The organism is Pseudomonas sichuanensis, from assembly GCF_003231305.1.
GTDB lineage: Bacteria > Pseudomonadota > Gammaproteobacteria > Pseudomonadales > Pseudomonadaceae > Aquipseudomonas > Aquipseudomonas sichuanensis.
Genome location: NZ_QKVM01000031.1, coordinates 1 through 16,472 on the forward strand (window position 1 = coordinate 1; position 16,472 = coordinate 16,472).

A 16,472-nucleotide genomic window follows, 5' to 3' on the forward strand; every position below is an offset into this window, starting at 1 on the left:
GGCCAATCATATAGTGGGCATGGTAGGTGACGGTATTAACGACTCGCCGGCGTTGGCTAAATCCCAGATCGGCTTCGCCATGGGCGCAGCAGGTACCGGTACCGCGATTGAGACGGCAGATGTCGCGCTGATGGATGACGACCTGCGCAAGGTCCCTGCATTCGTGCAACTGTCGCGGGATACTGTCAGCATCCTCAAGCAAAACATCTACTTCGCGCTAGGGATCAAAGCACTGTTTTTGACCTTCACCCTGATGGGGCTCGCCACGATGTGGATGGCAGTTTTTGCGGACGTGGGGGTCAGTTTGCTGGTGGTACTAAATGGTCTGCGGCTCTTGAAAAAGTGAATGGCCCATTGCTGAACGGCCTGAGATCTTAGAGCGCAATTCAATCGCAAGGGAGTGGTATAGCAAAAATGATGAGCGGTTACCCTGCAATTGCCCTACACGCCTAACATTTTCTACCTAGGCTCGTGACGTGCCCAAATTAAAGCGGCGAGGGTGCATGAAGATATGCGTGAAGTGGTTTGGGTCGTAACCTATTCGTGGGCATTTGAACAAGCTCGCGAACTTGGCTGCGTCATAGTAAAGCTCACCTGCGACCGCGCTCGCCCTGACGCGCATCGCTTCTCTGAGTCATTGGGCTTTGTGCCCAGCCATATCAGGATTCAAAATGAAATTCTGAATGAAGGCTCTGCAATAGCGAGAAAGGCTGCCTTGATTAGTGGGCCAGCTGATCCTGGAGTAGAAGCACCGGGCGGGCGCAGATAGCGCACGACCGGTGCTATTCACTCACTCGTCGATACCGATACGCTTGAGGCTTTCAAGGGCCTTACCACACTCAGGTGAGCCATGCCGTAAACCGCAGGCCAAGGCAGCTTTGAGGCTCATCACACCGCCTACAAAACCGACTTGATTGCCGACTCCGTGTCCGTCCGAAAATCCCTGATCATACGCAATCTCGACAAGCGCATTGATCGCCGCCAGGGTGTCTTGTTTGTTTTTACTGTTCTGCATATCTACTCCGCGAGCATTCAGCTCATATCGCTCGGTTAGGTGGCGGCACCTTCAGGTTTGGGCTGAGCGAATCCCGCTCCCATAGCCAATCCCTTCAGGGGAGGGCAAAGCCCCGCCACCGAAAGAAAATCAGCTATTGAGAGCAGGTGGCTCGTTTTGGTCATCGGTGCTGCTCGCATCCCCGCACTGGCACTGAGTGGGTACATCCGGATAGCCGCTGTGTTTCTCGATGAACAGCGTTCGGCAGGTTTCGCACCCATAGATCCGCGGCAGAGACTTCAAACCCTCTGGCAACACATCGCTCAGAGGCTCGTTATGCCAAGGAGCTCCGTCAAGGATCCTGGAGCGCAGGATGTTTCCCAGGCGCCAGGTGTCACTTTGTGCGCGCCAGGACCACATCGGCGCAGAAAGCGAATACTGGATGAAGGTCTCTTGTGACTGCCTGGCGAGCGGGTACTTGGGGCGGGTCCAGCCGGAATCGATGATGCTGAAACCCATGCCCATTTCTGCGCTCGGATGGGTCTTTTCACCAAAGAAACGGTCATGCGTCGCTGGAGCCGTCGCATGATGGTCAGTCGGTGGGAATACCCACAAATAACACTCATCTCGGTTCACCATGCTGATGAGCTCGCTTGGCCCGCGCATAGGGGAATTTGCAGCCAAGGCGAAGCGATCCTTCCACGACATGTTGGGAGGCGGCGCAATACCAGCAGCGATGGCCAACGTGGCCGTCTTGGGGACGAACCGATCGCCGAGCTCGTTCAGATCCAGATTCTTGCAGAGGGCTTTGAAGGCCTTTTTGCGAGTCTTCGAGGTGAAGGTGGGGTCAAGAAGCAGGCGAACCTGGTTCACGCCGATTCCCGCGGTTCGTAGCACCTCGATGACCTCTTCTGCCACACCGACTGCTTGAAGATCGGTCAATCCCAAGCACTTTTTCGCACGCTCGACCGCCGCGTAGAGGTTGTACTGCCGTGTGTCGTTGTCACGACTGACCTGGATTGGGAGCTTGTCTTGGGAGGCTACTTGCGGTGCAACGGAGCCGATGGCCGCGTGGAACAGCTGGTGGATGTCCTGGTGAGAATACAGGCGGCCAGAAGCCGAAAACGAGGCGTGCAGCTGAGCAGCGAGAGGTTGAAGCAGCTTTTTGGCAGACATGACTATCCCCTAAAGAGCGACGTTGGGGTAGCTGCGCTTGTAGGGCCGTTAGACGCGAAGCTGGACGTCGAATCAGGTTCAATCATGAGTAGGAGTCAGGTTTGATTTGCTTGCACGGCCACCATGCAAAGCCCGACGCGGCAATCACACCAGATTCGCCGAGCGTTGGCAAGAGAGGTCATCGGTAAGCAAAAGCAGGTAGGAGGAGGGCGCTCCATGCTTGATCACGTCAGAAACAGGAAAGCCGGAAGCACATACAGCGCTTCCGGCTTTCTCACGTCAGACTGATGAGAGGGATCAGAAGACGTATTGCAGACGGGTCACGATGGCATTGCCGCTGTCGTCGCCCACGGTGTTCTCGTTATTGTCGGTACGCACGTTGATGTAGTTGGCACTGACTTTCACCGCCTCGTTGACGTACCAGTTCACACCCACAGTGTGGCTCTTGGCCTTGCGCTCGTTTGATTGGTCCGCTGCGGTGACCAGGTTGCCGTCTTCGACCTTGATATCGTCAAAGCGGTAGAAGACTTCCCAGGCCCCCAGTTCCTTGTTCTCTGGTTTGATAGTGTCGAACTTGGCACCGTCGAGCTTGTAGATACGCGGCTCGCCGGTCAGGGTGTAAGCCATCTGGGCGTAGTAACCGGAGGCCTTCATGTCGTTGTTGGCCTGGTCAGCTTTCAGCTTGCGGCGAAGGTATTCCGCTTGCACCGAGAACGGGCCGGTGGCCCAGGCACCTTCGAGACCCCAGACCGAATCGTCCTTCCACAGGCCATCTTGTGCGGCGGCACCGCCAAACAGCATGCGGTTACCGTTGGTGCCGGCATCGCCGCCGCCATTGGTATCTACACCGCGAACGCCCAGACGCGAACGAATCCGGGTATCGACCGCACTGTTTTTGAGGTCGCGGTAAGCGTACTGAGCACCGACGTGCAGGACGTTGCCATCACTGTGCAGTGGTGCGAACACGCCACGTACGTTGTAGCGCTTGGTGCTGTCGCCATCCGAGTTGTTGTTGGTTTCACTGAACACGCTACCGGAGACATAAGCCATGTCAGCGATGGTGCTGGTGGCTTGTACACCCATGCCGGCGTTGTCGTTGATCCAGTCCGCCAGGTCGTACGAGAGGTTCCGCTCCATGGCGGTGGTCCACTTCGAACTTGTGGCTTTCTCAAGACCGAAGTCGGTATAGAAACGGCCGAACCGCAGTTGGACCGGCTTGAAGCCGGTGTAGGTCAGGCTGGCTTCGTCGAAGTAGCCGTCGGAGTCGTTGCCCGTGTTGCGGGAAAGGTCGTAGTTGAGCTGATACTTCCAATCGCGGTACAGCACGCCGCCGAGCTCAAGGTAGGCGCGACGGAAGTACCCTGCGTCAGCGGTATCGCCATTCTTGGTGAAGACACCATCGAACCGGCCGTAATCGGCCTGAACTCGGCCGCCCAGTTTGAAACTGAATTCCTTGTCAGAAGTCGATACTTCAAGACCGCCCTTGGTCTTCAGAACGATGTCAGCTCCGTCAGTGGTTACTGTTCCGGAGAATGCTTGCGAGGAAAATGTGCCTATTATTGCGGCAGCCAACAGCTTTTCCCGCATGTTCGAAGAACGGATCATTGCTTGCCTCTCGTATGTTAAGTGCTTAGGTACCGACGTTGTGTTTCGCCCTGCGCCGGCCTAAATTGATCTTGCAGATGGGAGCAGGCCACGGTTGTCACCTGCTGTAACAAGATGCCTTTGTTCTAAGCACTCTGACTAGATTGCAAGCGAATATGACAGTTGTGTTTCTTAAGTGTTAACGGGAGAGTTTCAAACCTAACAAAACTGTTACCGAACAAGCCAGTCTTTCTTATCAAAGAAGCTCTTCTTGATCAATCTTCGAATTTCCAAAACCTGGGGATTACGTATCAATTTCGATTTGATAACAAGATAGACATCTTTCTCCTCCAGGTCGTCCAGGAAACCCGGCACGGGTAGGATATTTCTCTCCAGTTTTCGGCTGTAGTCGGGCAGCACTCCAATACACGCACCACCAACGACAAGGCCTCGTGATAGGTTGTAGCTCTTGACCCGAGTGGTACCGCCCTGATGCTCAGACATTATCGATGCCCACTTTCGTGAGCCCGCCAAGATCTCTTCATCCCAAGGGACAACGAGCATGAAGTTGTGCAAATCCAAGCTCTCCACAGGAAGGGTGACGCTCCTTGAGTAGCGGCTGGAAATGAACAGCGCGTGCCCAATCCGGCCGAGCCGTTCAAACCTATACGTAGGATGGCGATCAAAAGCGCCCTCATCATCTGGGCTCACGAAAGCGATACCCACATCGACTTCACACTCAGAAAGCATCTGCGTTGTGCACTCTGAATGGATTTCCAGCCGCATTTCGGCATGATCGCGTACGTAGGCGACTAGATCGCGGTTCACGATGTCGCTCAGCACTGGCTCTGTGATCGCGATGGTAAGCCTGGAGTCCTCCTTCTCACCAGACTTGCCCAGGCCTTCAGGGCCGAAGAGTTGGCACAGGTACTGGCTGACCCTCTCGCCTGTCCGGGTCAGAGCAAGCTTGTTGTGCTTGTAGACAAACACGGGAGCACCAATGTGCTCTTCCAGTTTCTCCAAGCGTTTGCGAAGGCCTACCACTGGCACATTGAGCCCTCGGGCAGCCTGTTTGAAACTGGCACAACGTGCTGTTGCGAAAAACTCTACGGCCAGCTGATCATCAATTGGCAGATCATCCAATATGTCAGGACTGTAAGAAACAACGCTGCTTGTATATGTTTCATTTTGTGTAACCATTCGATCCCCCTTCATTCGGGGAATCTAGCTCAATGTCGTCTGACATTTCCTTATCTTGACAACATTGTAATGCACAGGTCATGCGTGCGTTATTGGCAGGCCTTTATTTCAAAAGCGTAATCCTCAGGCAATCCCTCTGATATTGTAGCGTGCTAGTCTAGTGCGCCAACTCATTACTTATCATATATAGATTCAGCTAATTAAGCATTTACATTTAGTTCACTGTTTTTTCACCTTTGCCTCCATAGGCTTTGGCCATGGAAAATCAAAACCCACCTCTTATTACCTTACTAATTCGTTATCTGGGGATCGGCTTCATAGCAACGGGAATCCATTACGTGGTGTTCCTAGTGCTGGTTACGACAGAATTTGCTACTCCGTTGCTGGCCAGTATCTGTGGCGGCATGGTTGGCGCAATCGCAAGCTTTATTGGAAATAGGGCGCTCTGTTTTGTGGCAGATGGCTCTCGTAAGTTTCAGCCTGTCAGGTTTGCACTGGTCGCGTTAGCCACAAACTTCGGCAATGGCGTGGGTATGTGGTTCCTCATCAAGTCGAATCTGTCACCGCTTATCTCCCAAGTCCTAGTGACCTTAAGCCTCACTGCACTTGGATTCATTGCACATCGTTTTTGGACATTCAATCATGCAGACATTACATCGCTTTCCCGAGCGCCCTGATCCCTTGTTAACCATCGTGGTCCCTTGCTTCCAGGAAGAGGAAACCATCCCCGAGTTCCACCAGCGAATCACCCGCGTGGTTAAGCGCTTACCCGTCTCCTGCGAAATCCTCTATGTCGACGACGGCAGTAGTGACCGGACAGCCGACATTCTTCGCCACTATCAGGATGGGTCATCTGTACGTTGCCTGTCCCTGAGTCGCAACTTCGGTAAAGAGGCTGCACTGAGTGCCGGGATAGATCATGCCCGTGGCAGTGCGCTGATTTTCATTGATGTCGACCTGCAGGATCCACCAGAGCTCATCGCGGCCATGGTGGACTACTGGCAACGCGGCTACGACGTAGTGAACATGCAGCGCAACTTGAGAATCGGTGATTCGTGGTTCAAGCGCATGAGTGCCCGGGCTTACTACTGGGTCATGCAGCGCCTGGTGGAGAAGGTGGACATGCCGGCCGATGTCAGCGATTTCCGATTGATTGGGCCTGCGCCGCTGGCAGCACTGCGGGCGCTGGACGAACGCTCCAGGATTCTCAAAGGCATGATCGGCTGGGTAGGCTTTCGTACTATCGAACTGCCCTACAATCGCACTGTTCGCCATGCCGGGAGCACCAAGTGGAATGCATCTGGCCTGTTCAATCTGGCCATCGAGAGCATCGTCAGCTTCTCTCGCAAACCGCTGCGCATTTTCAGCCTCATCAGTTTCGGACTATTCGTCTCCAGCATCTGCTACATGCTCGCGTCGCTTGTGGCAGGCAGTTTCGACATCCATCACCTGATCGTCGGAATGGCTTCATTCATGTGCGTCGGTGTCGCCATGGTGGGAGAGTACCTGGGCGTGACACTCGCGGAAGTGAAGCGCCGGCCTCTCTATTTCCTGAAGCACAGCAACAAGGTAGATCCCGTGTCACTCCACCCTTCGATGGCTTCGATCGAGGGTAAGAAATGCTGAATCTGAAGAACGAGAGGACGCTGTGGTTGATCCTGGGTTCGATTTTGCTATTGCGCTTGGTGGGGCTGGGCATCTACCCGCTGATGGACACATCTGAGGCCCGCTACGCTGAAATGGCTCGCAAGATGGTCGAGTTGAATGACTGGATCACGCCCATGTTCGACTACGGGGTACCATTCTGGGGCAAGCCTCCGTTGTCCTTCTGGACTCAGGCCGCGAGCATGACGGTCTTCGGCGTTAACGAGTTCGCTGCGCGTTTCCCAGCGTGGCTACTACACCTGGCAAGCTGTTTCATCATCATCAAACTCGGTACGCAGCAGATTTCTCGTAACGCCGGCATCTGGGCTGCCATTATTTTTTCCAGCACCACACTTGGCCTGGTCTCCAGCGGTGTTGTGCTGACTGACCCTGTTTTGTCGTTCTCGATTCTGCTGGCCAGCTACGGTTTCTGGCGTTGGATGAAGTGCGCCAGCAAGGCGGATGCCTACCTGATGTTCGCAGGTCTCGGGCTGGGCTTGCTTGCCAAAGGGCCGCTGACCCTTGTGCTTATGGGGGCGCCGGCATTCGCCTGGTTCGTTATCTACAAGGAATGGGGACGGGTACTGAGGCTTCCCTGGATTAGCGGCCTTGTGCTCATGTTCGGTATATCCGTGCCGTGGTATGTCGCGGCCGAAATGAAAACGCCCGGCTTCATGGAGTACTTCTTCGTTGGTGAGCACTGGAGCCGCTACGTCGTCAGTAACTGGGCAGGGGACCTCTATGGTAGTGCTCATGCCAAGCCGTACGGCAGCATCTGGATCCAGCTCGGATTGTCGCTACTGCCATGGGCCTTGTTCCTACCACTGTTGATCCGCAAGCGTGGATCGATGCAGCGCTTCGAAGCCTACCTCTGGCTGTGGGCCTTGGCGACACCGGTCTTCTTCACATTTGCAGGCAACATTCTGTGGACCTACCTGCTACCCGCGCTGCCAGCGTGGGCCTTGCTGCTGTCTGCACGGGTCAGCGAAGTTGGCCCGAAGACCACCTGGGCTGCCGCTGCGAGCGCATTGGTGTTGCCAATCATCGGTGCGGGCATCATCTACGCCGGGGTACTAGAGGAGCGACCTCAGAATCAGCGAGATGTGGTTCAAGCCTGGCTCAATGTGCAGTCTGCTCATTCCGCTCCCCTGATCTATCCTGGCCGCCGCTCATACTCGTCGGAGTTTTACAGCAGCGGGAAGTCCGAGAACATCAAGGATCCTGCCAAGTGGCCGCAGGATGGCTCGTTCTATCTGTCCAGGCGCTTGCGAGACAGCAAGGATGGTCTGCCCGCTGATCTAGCTTGCACATCGATTACCGAAGCGAACGCCAGCCAGCTCCTGCTGTGCCATTGGAAGCGTACCGCACAAGGTGCCGAGGGTCTGGCCGGAGAAAGCAATGCGGAAACGCCTCGCAAGAACGAAGGCTAAATTCCAAGCACAAAAAAGCCAGGTTTTACCCTGGCTTTTTTGTCGATTACTTTCGTCATTTGAAGTCCTATTTAACCGCCGATTAATTGTCGGCTTGTTCCTTACCATCCTTGCTTTCTTTCTTTTGCTCTTGAGCGACTTGTTGTTTGTTCTGGTCCGAAGAGTCATCGCTCCATAGGCGAGCCTGTTCGGTTCGGAAGTTCTCGTTGAACTGTTTCGCTCGCTCGAAGCCGCCTTCAGCGTAAGCGGTACCCATGAGACCCAGCAGCAGGCTGCCAATAGCGATAGACTTGACAAATTTCATTGTGAACCTCGGTTCATACTAGGCCTACCTGATTAGCGGCCTTTGTTGGTTTGTAGTTTAGGAACGCGAAGCTAACGACAAGGTGAGTCAATAATTACAATTCCGTAATTTTGGCTGCAGATAGGATGCGTTAAATCGTCAAATCTGGAAGGATCATGTCTATCTCGGCACTGTCGAGGGCGACTTCGAATTTTGTCTTAAATTACAATTTTGATATCTAGCGCGTTAATTCAGCGCGGCGTTGTTGGCCGCCCTAGGAGATAGCCATGAATGACATAGAGCCCTGGGCAGTTGCTATCGGTGACTTTCGCCGCTGCACTGAAAAACTCACTGTCCAACTCGACGAGCTGACCTCGCAGACGCGCACCTCCAGCGCTGTTCTGGAGAGGTCGAACGAACTGGTGGAACAGGTGGACGCTGTCGGCCGGCAGATTCAGGAGGAGGTGCGAAAGGCGGAGAAGGCTTGGTCGAATGCGGAAGAAGTTGCCTTGCGCGCCGCTGCATCAGCATATTCAGCTGCATGCCGCGGAGTCGAAACCGCCATCCAGCCACTGATTTCGGAGCTTACAGCAGCGACAAAGGCCGCGGACGCCTCTATCCAGGAGCTCAAGCGTGCACCGGTGCTGGCCAAGCGTTATGTGATGGTGGTTGCCACGGCGTTCTTCATTCTGGCGCTGATCTGTGTCTACTCGACAATGCGCCTGATCGATGCCGCCGGCAGCGTAAGTGCTCAAGAGAAAGTGAATGCTCAGTACTTCTCCCACCTGTGGAAGAATGCCAATCCTGACGAGCAGAAGATCATCAAGTCGGTGATTCTGCGGTCGCCCATGGACCCTGTGGTCCTCCGGCACTGATGCATTGAGGCAAACAAAAAGGCCTGTCGATTGACGGGCCTAATCGTGTCTGCGCAATTTAAGCGGCGGTCATTGCCGGCTGCATTTGCTGGGCTGCGGGAAAGTGAAGGTGGAACCACGTGAAGTTTTCTTCGGTCACCTCCACGCTCGCCGACCCTTGGTGCAGGCTCATGATCGACTGCACAATGGCCAAGCCAAGACCGGTACCGCCTTCGCTCCGTGCTCGGCTCTTGTCCACACGGTAGAACCGCTCAAACAAGTGCGCATGGTGTTCCTTGGCAATACCGCGGCCGGGGTTGCCGACACTCAACGTCGTACCGCTCGCACTATGCTGCACCTTCACGTAGACCGTGCGGCCGCGAGGGCAGTAACGGATCGCGTTCGAGACCAGATTCGAGACGGCACGTTGAACCATCAGGCGGTTCCCGCGCACCACGTCATCACTGCCAGAGATCTGCAGCTGGATCTCGCCTTCTTCTGCCGAAATGCTGAAGAGATCGCACACTCGCTGAACCTCGTCCACCAAGGAAACGGGTTCGAACTCCACCATGGATGCTGGATGACTGACCTGGGCCAAGAACAGCATGTCGGAAACCATGCGGCTCATGCGGTCCAGCTCTTCTGTGCACGACTCTAGAACCTCCCGGTACTCGGAAAGCGATCGTTCTCTGGTCAAGGCAACCTGGGCCTTGCCCATTAGGTTGGAGAGCGGTGCCCGAAGTTCGTGAGCAAGGTCGTCAGAAAACTGCGAGAGCTGCTGAACCCCATCATCCAGGCGAGCCAGCATGATGTTGATACCGTCGGCGAGCTTCTTGAGTTCTGCAGGCATCCCATCAGTTGGAAGGCGATGGTCGAGGCTCTCGGTTGAGATCTTCGACGCGATCTTGAGGAACTTGGTCAGTGGCAGCAGGCCTCTGCGCACGGTCCACCAACCAATGGCCAGGATCAACGCGAGGATGACAGGGGACATCATTAGGCCCCAGGTTAACAACGCATCGAGTAGGGCTTCATTGGATGACTGATCAGCAGTCATGTAGACGCCGACCTCCGTACCATCGCCCAGAGTCATGGCCTGAGAAGCACTGAGCAGGGGGCGTCCGTTATAGTCGCTCCACTCATATTCCGTGGTCTGCGCCGCAGCCTGGAACCTATGAACCTCTCGATTGATCTGTTTGGAACCGATGGTGAGTAAAGGATCTTCACTCTCTGCGGACCTGTAGATGCTTACGTAGAGGTTGTTCTGGCCTGTGACCAAATCCACCAGCTTGTGCGAATCTGAACTGACATCGGCAATATCAGTGATTTCGGAAAGGCTGTGCGCCATTGCCTCCATTTTGACGCCGAGATCGATGCGAGCATTTCTATCCAGTGCTTGCCCAACCATCATGTAACCGAAGGTAGCGAACATCAGCAGCAGCGCTGCGCTCATCAATCCAACTTTTAGTCCCAGCTTTGCAGCCAGGCTGAATGGCCTCATGCGCGTTCCTCAAAAACGTACCCAACGCCACGAAGCGTGTGAATGAGCTTGGTTTCAAACGGGTCATCGATCTTCGAGCGCAAGCGCCGGATGGCTACATCGATGACATTGGTGTCGCAGTCGAAATTCATATCCCAGACCAACGAGATGATCTGAGAGCGAGTCAGCGCTTCGCCCGTTCGGCTCATGAGCAGGTGCAAAAGCGCAAATTCCTTGGTGGTGAGATCGATTCGTGTGCCACCGCGGAAAACGCGATGGCGGACGGAGTCGAGTTCTAGGTCGGCAATTTTCAGCGAGCTCTTCTCTACTAACTCATCACCACGGCGTTGCAGCGAACGGATGCGTGCAAGCAGCTCAGGGAATTCGAATGGCTTAACAAGGTAGTCATCCGCGCCGCCGTCCAAGCCCTTGAGCTTGTCATTGATGCGTCCGCGGGCGGTCAGCATGATGATGCGGACCCGGCTGCTCTTGCGGATGGTTTCCAGCAGATCCCAGCCGTCGATACCTGGGAGGTTCACGTCCAGCAGGACCAACGAATAGACATTAGTGTTGAACAAGTGCAGGGCATCTACACCGTTGTGCACGATATCTACGACATACCCGCTTTCGGATAGGCCCTGCTGAAGATATTCGGCAGTTTTAATTTCGTCTTCCACAACTAGAACGCGCATAACTTATCTCAAGGTGTGAGGAAGGAGTTGGCCTAATCCGCCATGGTTGCAGGCTGTTCGAAAGTTTGGCTGGGGGTATGGCATGTGGTAGTCGCTACCTCTGTCCATACGCCGGGTCACCTGAGGACGCTTGAATCTTAACGCGAAGAAGCTGGTCGCGGCGAAATCCTACAAATTTGTAATGTAGCCGCAAGATTTCTGACAGTCATGCAGGCTCCACCCTTGAGCTTAGCGGATTCTGGGGCCTGCAACGGTGTACGACAGCTTCGCCTGACGGGTGGAATCGGCCAGGACAGGCAGCATTTCTGCCGCTAGCTGGCGGGACTGGTACTGGCCTTGGATCGAGTGCCATGCAGGCAGTCCCCATGGACGGCCCCAAACCCCTGCGCCTTTCTGTGAATTAGTTCACGCGAGGGCTCAGTATTCTCTCGAATAATTATCTTACAATCTATTACATGTCCAAATTGTAATTGCGCGATCATCTTGGTGTTAGCCTCCTTTGCTAGTTTAACGGCAGCGTAAGAGGCATTGCTGCTTTGGAAATTGTCTCATTTCAAAGCAGCTTGGCAAGAGCGACGGGCAGTTGTTCACGCCAGTGCATTCACCTGTAAACCATACGCTCCTTTGGTAGGTGAATTTTAGCGCCCCCCTACGGGCGCTTTTTTATTAAGGGACTTCTTATGAACACTACTGTATCAGCGATCGCCGTGTTTATGCTCTTTACATCACTAACAGCCAATGCCCAAAGCGGTATGGAGATCAATCAACGCATTGAGCGATCTGCTAGAGAGGCTACTGCGGATTATGCTCAGCGCGTAAAAAAGCCCATGCCTCAGCTTGAAGACTACGCCTATGGCATGGACCTTGACGTTAGTAAGTTGGTGTATGTATCGCCCAGCGTGCGGTACTGCGGTAACGTGAGAAGCATGATGACCTACGAAGACTCAAAGGGCGAACTACATATGGTTCGCTACCTGGTCAAAGGTGAGTGCATCAATAGTCGTTGAACGGCCCCTGAATTGCAGTCCTGGCTCGTGACTTATAACAGCTCAATGCCAAATCGACGGAGCAGCAGGGCAAAGCCCCCAAAGCTCACCATGGTGATGACGATACTGCTGATAAGCGTTGGCCAGAATCCCAGTTTGGGCAGCAGCACTGGAAAAGCGATGAACATCGGCAGGGTCGGCAGCACGTACCAGAAGGTGTACCAAGCATGATTGGAGATCTTCTCCATGCTCTGGTTCTCCAGGTAAAGCCAGACCAGCGTCAAGACCGTGACCAGCAGCAGGGCGGCGACCAGCCCGCCCAGCTTGTCACTGCGCTTTGCCAGCTCCGATACGAGAATCACTAATCCGGCAGTGAGTAGATACTTCGTGATGATCCAAGCCATCGCTGAACCTTCTGGAGGTTATGGTCGGGGGCAGGCGAAGCCATTCACCAACCCCTCTCGAAGTGCTCCTGCCGTTTACGCCATCCTTCACCGCATGTCTTCTACGACATCACCCTCAGCCAGGAGGGTGATGTGTTTGTTTGGTTTTTACCGATCGATCAGTGTGAGGGCGACGGAACGCTTTCGTGGAAAGCTGCCCGCTCGATCTGGATGGTGCAGTGATGGATTTCGAATGCATCGCTGACAGCATCCACGACGGCCGCCAGCACAGCATCCCCATCTGCAGAATCCCGTATCACTACGTGCGACGTCATCACGTTGCTGCCACTGCTGACGGCCCAGACGTGCAAGTCATGAACGTCCGTAACGCCATCTACGCCGAGGATGGTAGCCTCGATTGCCGTCACGTCGAGCCCCCTCGGCACACCCTCCATGAGGATTCCCAGGCTTTCGCGAAGCAACTGCCACGTCCGCGGCAGAACCCAGAGGCCGATTGCCACAGCGACAATCGTGTCGACCCAAGTCCAGCCGGTGAAGCGGATGATGAGTGCCGCGATGATTACGCCTAGCGAGCCGAGCATGTCGCTCCAAACTTCGAGGTAGGCTCCTTTGACGTTGAGGCTCTCGTTGCTCGCAGATGCCAGAAGGCGCATCGAAATTAGGTTGATGATCAGGCCGGCGATTGCGATCCACATCATCGCTCCGGTAGCGATCTCCGCCGGCATGAAGAAGCGCTGGTAGGCCTCATACAAGATGTACATCGCCACCAGGAAGAGCAGCACGGCGTTGAACGTCGAAGCCAGAATTTCCAGGCGCGCATAGCCGAAGGTTCTTTTCTGATCTGCCGGCCGCTTGGCTATCTGAAGTGCAATCAGTGAGATCGCCAAGGCGGCAGTATCTGTGAACATGTGAGATGCGTCCGACAGCAGCGCCAGGCTGCCGGTAATCCACGCGCCGATCACTTCTGCAATCATGAAGCTGCCAGTCAAGGCGAGCGCCATGATTAGCTTCTTCTGATGCCCCTCGCGTACTGCAGCGCTGCCATGGTCGTGATTTGAACCCACGTATTTCTCCTTGCGCAGGGTTGTGGTCTCGTTGGCCTTCCTGTCTAGCTAGCCTTAGAGCGTCGCTTGGCCACACTGACTGCAAAATCTTGCTCCTGCACTCAGCAGCGAGCCGCAGGCGGTGCAACCACTCGATAGCGGTGTTCCGCAGTTTAGACAAAAGCGTGCTGACGGATCGTTGGCCGTCCGGCACTGCCTGCAGCCCTGCAGATCTTTGATGGGGGCTGGAGTGGCAGGGCGCCCGCCGTCATACACCTGATTGCCGCCGTCGCAGCCCTGCTGCCGGCCATGGCGATCATATTGCTCGGCCCCATGTCCCCCGCTGTGGTGCTTGCCTCCACCGTGGTTTTCACGACCATGGTGCCCGCCCAGGATGTTTTTGAAAAAGCTCATGGTATTCGCCCCTCATTGATGGGTGACATATTAACGAGCAAAAGTTGAAAATAATGTTCTGCTCGCGAGAAAGACTTGTAAGTTGAATTGAAAGTTCAAAATTAGCCTACGACAAAACGAAACCGTTTTGTTCGTGAAATTAAATTTATCTAGCTGAGCGGCGCATTGTTTTTGGTGGGTGGTATTCCCCTAATTTTGATCATAGCGTGATCATTGACAATCAAAGCAGCAGTTATTGGATTTCTGTCAGCATTGTAATCCCGAGGTCATCGTGTCGTTATCAGGTCCCGGAAATAATGCGCTCAGCGAGATTCATTTCTCTTTTTATCCCTATGCCTCACACATACTAAGCGTCCCCAACGCGTAGGGGCCCAAGGCCTCTGGCGCTCCGCACATTGCGCAATCGCTCAGCATCTGTCGACGGCTTGCCTTGTAGCTCCCGCTAACTCCATAGCTACCGCCATGGATAAGCAGCTTCCAGAGTTTGATAATGACACCTTCCAAATCCATTGTTCACACCCTGTTAAGCAAATGGATCTTTGCTATTCGCAATGCGCGGCAGAAAGGCATCAGTACTAATTTGCTAATCGGCCTGGTGACTTTTTGGTTGCTGCTATTCGCGAACGCTGAGCTCTGGAACGTGCTCTGGACGCTGGTATTCAAAACCGATGAAGTGAACTGGCTGCTAGCTGCTAGCCTCCCAGTCATAGTATTCGCATGGGTGTTTACCGTTCTGAGCTTGCTGTCATGGGGGCGGCTGGCCAAACCCTTGCTGTGTCTGGTACTGATCAGCGCGTCTTTCGCGAGTTACTTCATGAATGCCTACGGCATCGTGGTCGATTACACAATGTTCACCAACGTTGTGGAGACCGACGTCGCTGAGGCAACCGAGCTGCTGAATTGGAAGCTCGGTCTTTGGGTCGCAATGGTTGGGGTGTTGCCCGTCTACCTGATTGCCCGGGTTCCCCTCCGGCGTAAGCCTTGGGCCAAAGCTTTGGTCAGCAGGTTCATTGCTCTGTCGCTCGCTCTGTTGACCTTATCTGGCATCGCGTTGAGTCAGTACCAGTCGTATGCCTCCTTGCTGCGCAACAATCGGGAGATCCGGCTGATTCTGGTACCTACCAACTTGTTTGCGGCTGGCCATGGGTACCTGAAGCGTCAGCTGGCCTCACCTAAAACGCTGACGGCCATTGGTACTGATGCGGTAGTTAATCGACAGGGTGCGGCTCGTAAACCCAGGCTGCTGGTACTGGCAGTAGGAGAGACCGCTCGCTCCGCCAACTTCTCCCTCAACGGCTACTCCCGTGAAACGAATCCGGAACTAGAAAAGCGAAATGTCATTAGCTTCACGAACGTGAGCTCCTGCGGTACCGCCACCGCGGTCTCGCTGCCATGCATGTTCCTGGACGTGGGTAAGGCCCAGTACAAAGATGGCTTGGCCAAGAGCCGAGAAGGGCTGCTCGACGTGCTTCAACGCGCTGGCATCAGTGTCATGTGGACTGACAACAACTCGGGGTGCAAAGGGGTCTGCGACAGGATTCCCAACCACAAGGCTGCCTCTCACGCGGATTCCCAACTGTGCACCAGCGAGGAGTGTAAGGACGGGGTGCTGCTCACGGAGATGCAAGACTTCATCAAGCGCCAGGAAGGCGATGCTGTCCTGGTGCTCCACTACAAAGGCAGTCACGGCCCGGCCTACTACAAGCGCTACCCCTCGCAATTCAAGAAATTCGCACCGGTGTGCGAGACCAACGAGCTCGACAAATGTAAGCAGGAGGAGGTGGTCAATGCCTACGACAACTCAATCCTCTACACCGATTATGTGACTGCAAATCTCATCGATATCCTGGCGGCCAACACCAAGTTCGACACTGCGCTAATGTACGTTTCGGACCACGGCGAATCGCTGGGGGAGGGTGGGCTCTATCTGCACGGGCTGCCTTACGCGATGGCTCCTGACGAGCAAACAAAGGTGCCGTTGGTACTTTGGATGTCTGACTCGCTCGCGAAGAGCGAAAAGGTCAACGTGGGTTGTTTGAAAGCTCAAACCACGTCACCGCTGAGCCACGACAACCTGTTCCACACCGTGCTCGGCATGATGAACGTCCAGACGTCCTCGTATCGCTCAGCGCTGGATTTCACAGCCCCTTGCAAGCCCTTGGCCGGAGGCTCTTATTCAGGCCTTTAAATGTTCGATATGGCCCGGATCATCGGCCAGGCGGCTCTGCACAAGCCTGCTTTGACAGCTGAGAGAAGCTGGACTAATTACATAGCTGCATCCAACAACCCAA

General features: G+C 54.7%; 16 protein-coding genes and 1 pseudogene. 7 read left to right on the forward strand and 10 right to left on the reverse strand.

Features of this window, described 5'->3' with window-relative positions:
* Window positions 1-346 (forward strand): annotated as a pseudogene (locus DM373_RS16795) (heavy metal translocating P-type ATPase); the annotation flags it as partial.
* A 444-nt stretch (window positions 347-790) separates the two neighbouring features.
* Here the strand turns inward: DM373_RS16795 and DM373_RS16800 are convergent.
* The 4 genes from DM373_RS16800 to DM373_RS16815 all read right to left on the reverse strand — a co-directional run bounded on the left by DM373_RS16800 (window position 791) and on the right by DM373_RS16815 (window position 4,954).
* Window positions 791-1,015: a hypothetical protein gene (locus DM373_RS16800; protein ID WP_059183346.1), complete on the reverse strand. Its 225-nt coding sequence runs from the start codon at window positions 1,013-1,015 to the stop codon at window positions 791-793.
* A gap of 129 nt (window positions 1,016-1,144) precedes the next feature.
* Window positions 1,145-2,170, reverse strand: coding sequence for a hypothetical protein (locus tag DM373_RS16805; RefSeq protein ID WP_059183345.1), 1,026 nt, complete (start codon window positions 2,168-2,170; stop codon window positions 1,145-1,147).
* A 297-nt stretch (window positions 2,171-2,467) separates the two neighbouring features.
* Window positions 2,468-3,775, reverse strand: a complete 1,308-nt coding sequence (locus DM373_RS16810) for an OprO/OprP family phosphate-selective porin (RefSeq protein ID WP_009395904.1) — start codon at window positions 3,773-3,775, stop codon at window positions 2,468-2,470.
* Window positions 3,776-3,985: 210 nt separating this feature from the next.
* Window positions 3,986-4,954, reverse strand: coding sequence for a LysR family transcriptional regulator (locus DM373_RS16815; protein WP_059184118.1), 969 nt, complete (start codon window positions 4,952-4,954; stop codon window positions 3,986-3,988).
* A 257-nt stretch (window positions 4,955-5,211) separates the two neighbouring features.
* Between DM373_RS16815 and DM373_RS16820 the strand changes: the two genes are divergently transcribed.
* From DM373_RS16820 to DM373_RS16830, 3 genes are read left to right on the forward strand one after another with little or no spacing between them, the layout of a single operon-like run.
* Window positions 5,212-5,631 carry a GtrA family protein gene (locus DM373_RS16820; protein WP_004576062.1) on the forward strand — a complete coding sequence of 140 codons (420 nt, stop codon included), beginning with the start codon at window positions 5,212-5,214 and terminating at the stop codon, window positions 5,629-5,631.
* On the forward strand, window positions 5,597-6,580 hold the full coding sequence (locus DM373_RS16825; RefSeq protein WP_033726583.1) for a glycosyltransferase family 2 protein: 984 nt from the start codon (window positions 5,597-5,599) through the stop codon (window positions 6,578-6,580). Before DM373_RS16820 ends, DM373_RS16825 begins: the two co-directional genes overlap by 35 nt.
* Window positions 6,574-8,028, forward strand: a complete 1,455-nt coding sequence (locus DM373_RS16830; RefSeq protein ID WP_004576064.1) for an ArnT family glycosyltransferase — start codon at window positions 6,574-6,576, stop codon at window positions 8,026-8,028. Before DM373_RS16825 ends, DM373_RS16830 begins: the two co-directional genes overlap by 7 nt.
* An 82-nt stretch (window positions 8,029-8,110) precedes the next feature.
* Here the strand turns inward: DM373_RS16830 and DM373_RS16835 are convergent, their stop codons facing one another.
* Window positions 8,111-8,332, reverse strand: a complete 222-nt coding sequence (locus DM373_RS16835) for a hypothetical protein (RefSeq protein WP_003253450.1) — start codon at window positions 8,330-8,332, stop codon at window positions 8,111-8,113.
* Window positions 8,333-8,598: 266 nt separating this feature from the next.
* Here DM373_RS16835 and DM373_RS16840 point away from each other — a divergent pair, with 266 nt between their 5' ends.
* Window positions 8,599-9,186: a hypothetical protein gene (locus DM373_RS16840; RefSeq protein ID WP_004576065.1), complete on the forward strand. Its 588-nt coding sequence runs from the start codon at window positions 8,599-8,601 to the stop codon at window positions 9,184-9,186.
* A 58-nt stretch (window positions 9,187-9,244) separates the two neighbouring features.
* Here the strand turns inward: DM373_RS16840 and DM373_RS16845 are convergent, their stop codons facing one another.
* Complete coding sequence (locus DM373_RS16845) at window positions 9,245-10,663, reverse strand: heavy metal sensor histidine kinase (RefSeq protein ID WP_059183344.1); 1,419 nt, start codon at window positions 10,661-10,663, stop codon at window positions 9,245-9,247.
* On the reverse strand, window positions 10,660-11,334 hold the full coding sequence (locus tag DM373_RS16850; protein WP_059183343.1) for a heavy metal response regulator transcription factor: 675 nt from the start codon (window positions 11,332-11,334) through the stop codon (window positions 10,660-10,662). Before DM373_RS16850 ends, DM373_RS16845 begins: the two co-directional genes overlap by 4 nt.
* Window positions 11,335-12,014: 680 nt before the next feature.
* Here DM373_RS16850 and DM373_RS16855 point away from each other — a divergent pair.
* Window positions 12,015-12,341 carry a DUF2790 domain-containing protein gene (locus tag DM373_RS16855; RefSeq protein WP_004577661.1) on the forward strand — a complete coding sequence of 109 codons (327 nt, stop codon included), beginning with the start codon at window positions 12,015-12,017 and terminating at the stop codon, window positions 12,339-12,341.
* Between the two features lie 32 nt (window positions 12,342-12,373).
* On the opposite strand, the gene DM373_RS16860 is transcribed toward DM373_RS16855, so the two are convergent.
* The 3 genes from DM373_RS16860 to DM373_RS16870 all read right to left on the reverse strand — a co-directional run bounded on the left by DM373_RS16860 (window position 12,374) and on the right by DM373_RS16870 (window position 14,181).
* Window positions 12,374-12,724, reverse strand: a complete 351-nt coding sequence (locus tag DM373_RS16860; RefSeq protein WP_004577662.1) for a DUF3147 family protein — start codon at window positions 12,722-12,724, stop codon at window positions 12,374-12,376.
* Between the two features lie 158 nt (window positions 12,725-12,882).
* Window positions 12,883-13,788, reverse strand: a complete 906-nt coding sequence (locus DM373_RS16865) for a cation diffusion facilitator family transporter (protein WP_004577663.1) — start codon at window positions 13,786-13,788, stop codon at window positions 12,883-12,885.
* A gap of 54 nt (window positions 13,789-13,842) precedes the next feature.
* Window positions 13,843-14,181 (reverse strand): zinc ribbon domain-containing protein, encoded by a 339-nt coding sequence (locus DM373_RS16870; RefSeq protein ID WP_080635014.1) that lies wholly within the window; start codon window positions 14,179-14,181, stop codon window positions 13,843-13,845.
* A gap of 490 nt (window positions 14,182-14,671) precedes the next feature.
* On the opposite strand from DM373_RS16870, the gene DM373_RS16875 reads away from it, so the two are divergent.
* Window positions 14,672-16,369, forward strand: coding sequence for a phosphoethanolamine transferase (locus DM373_RS16875; RefSeq protein ID WP_059183342.1), 1,698 nt, complete (start codon window positions 14,672-14,674; stop codon window positions 16,367-16,369).
* The last annotated feature ends 103 nt before the right edge of the window (window positions 16,370-16,472 follow it).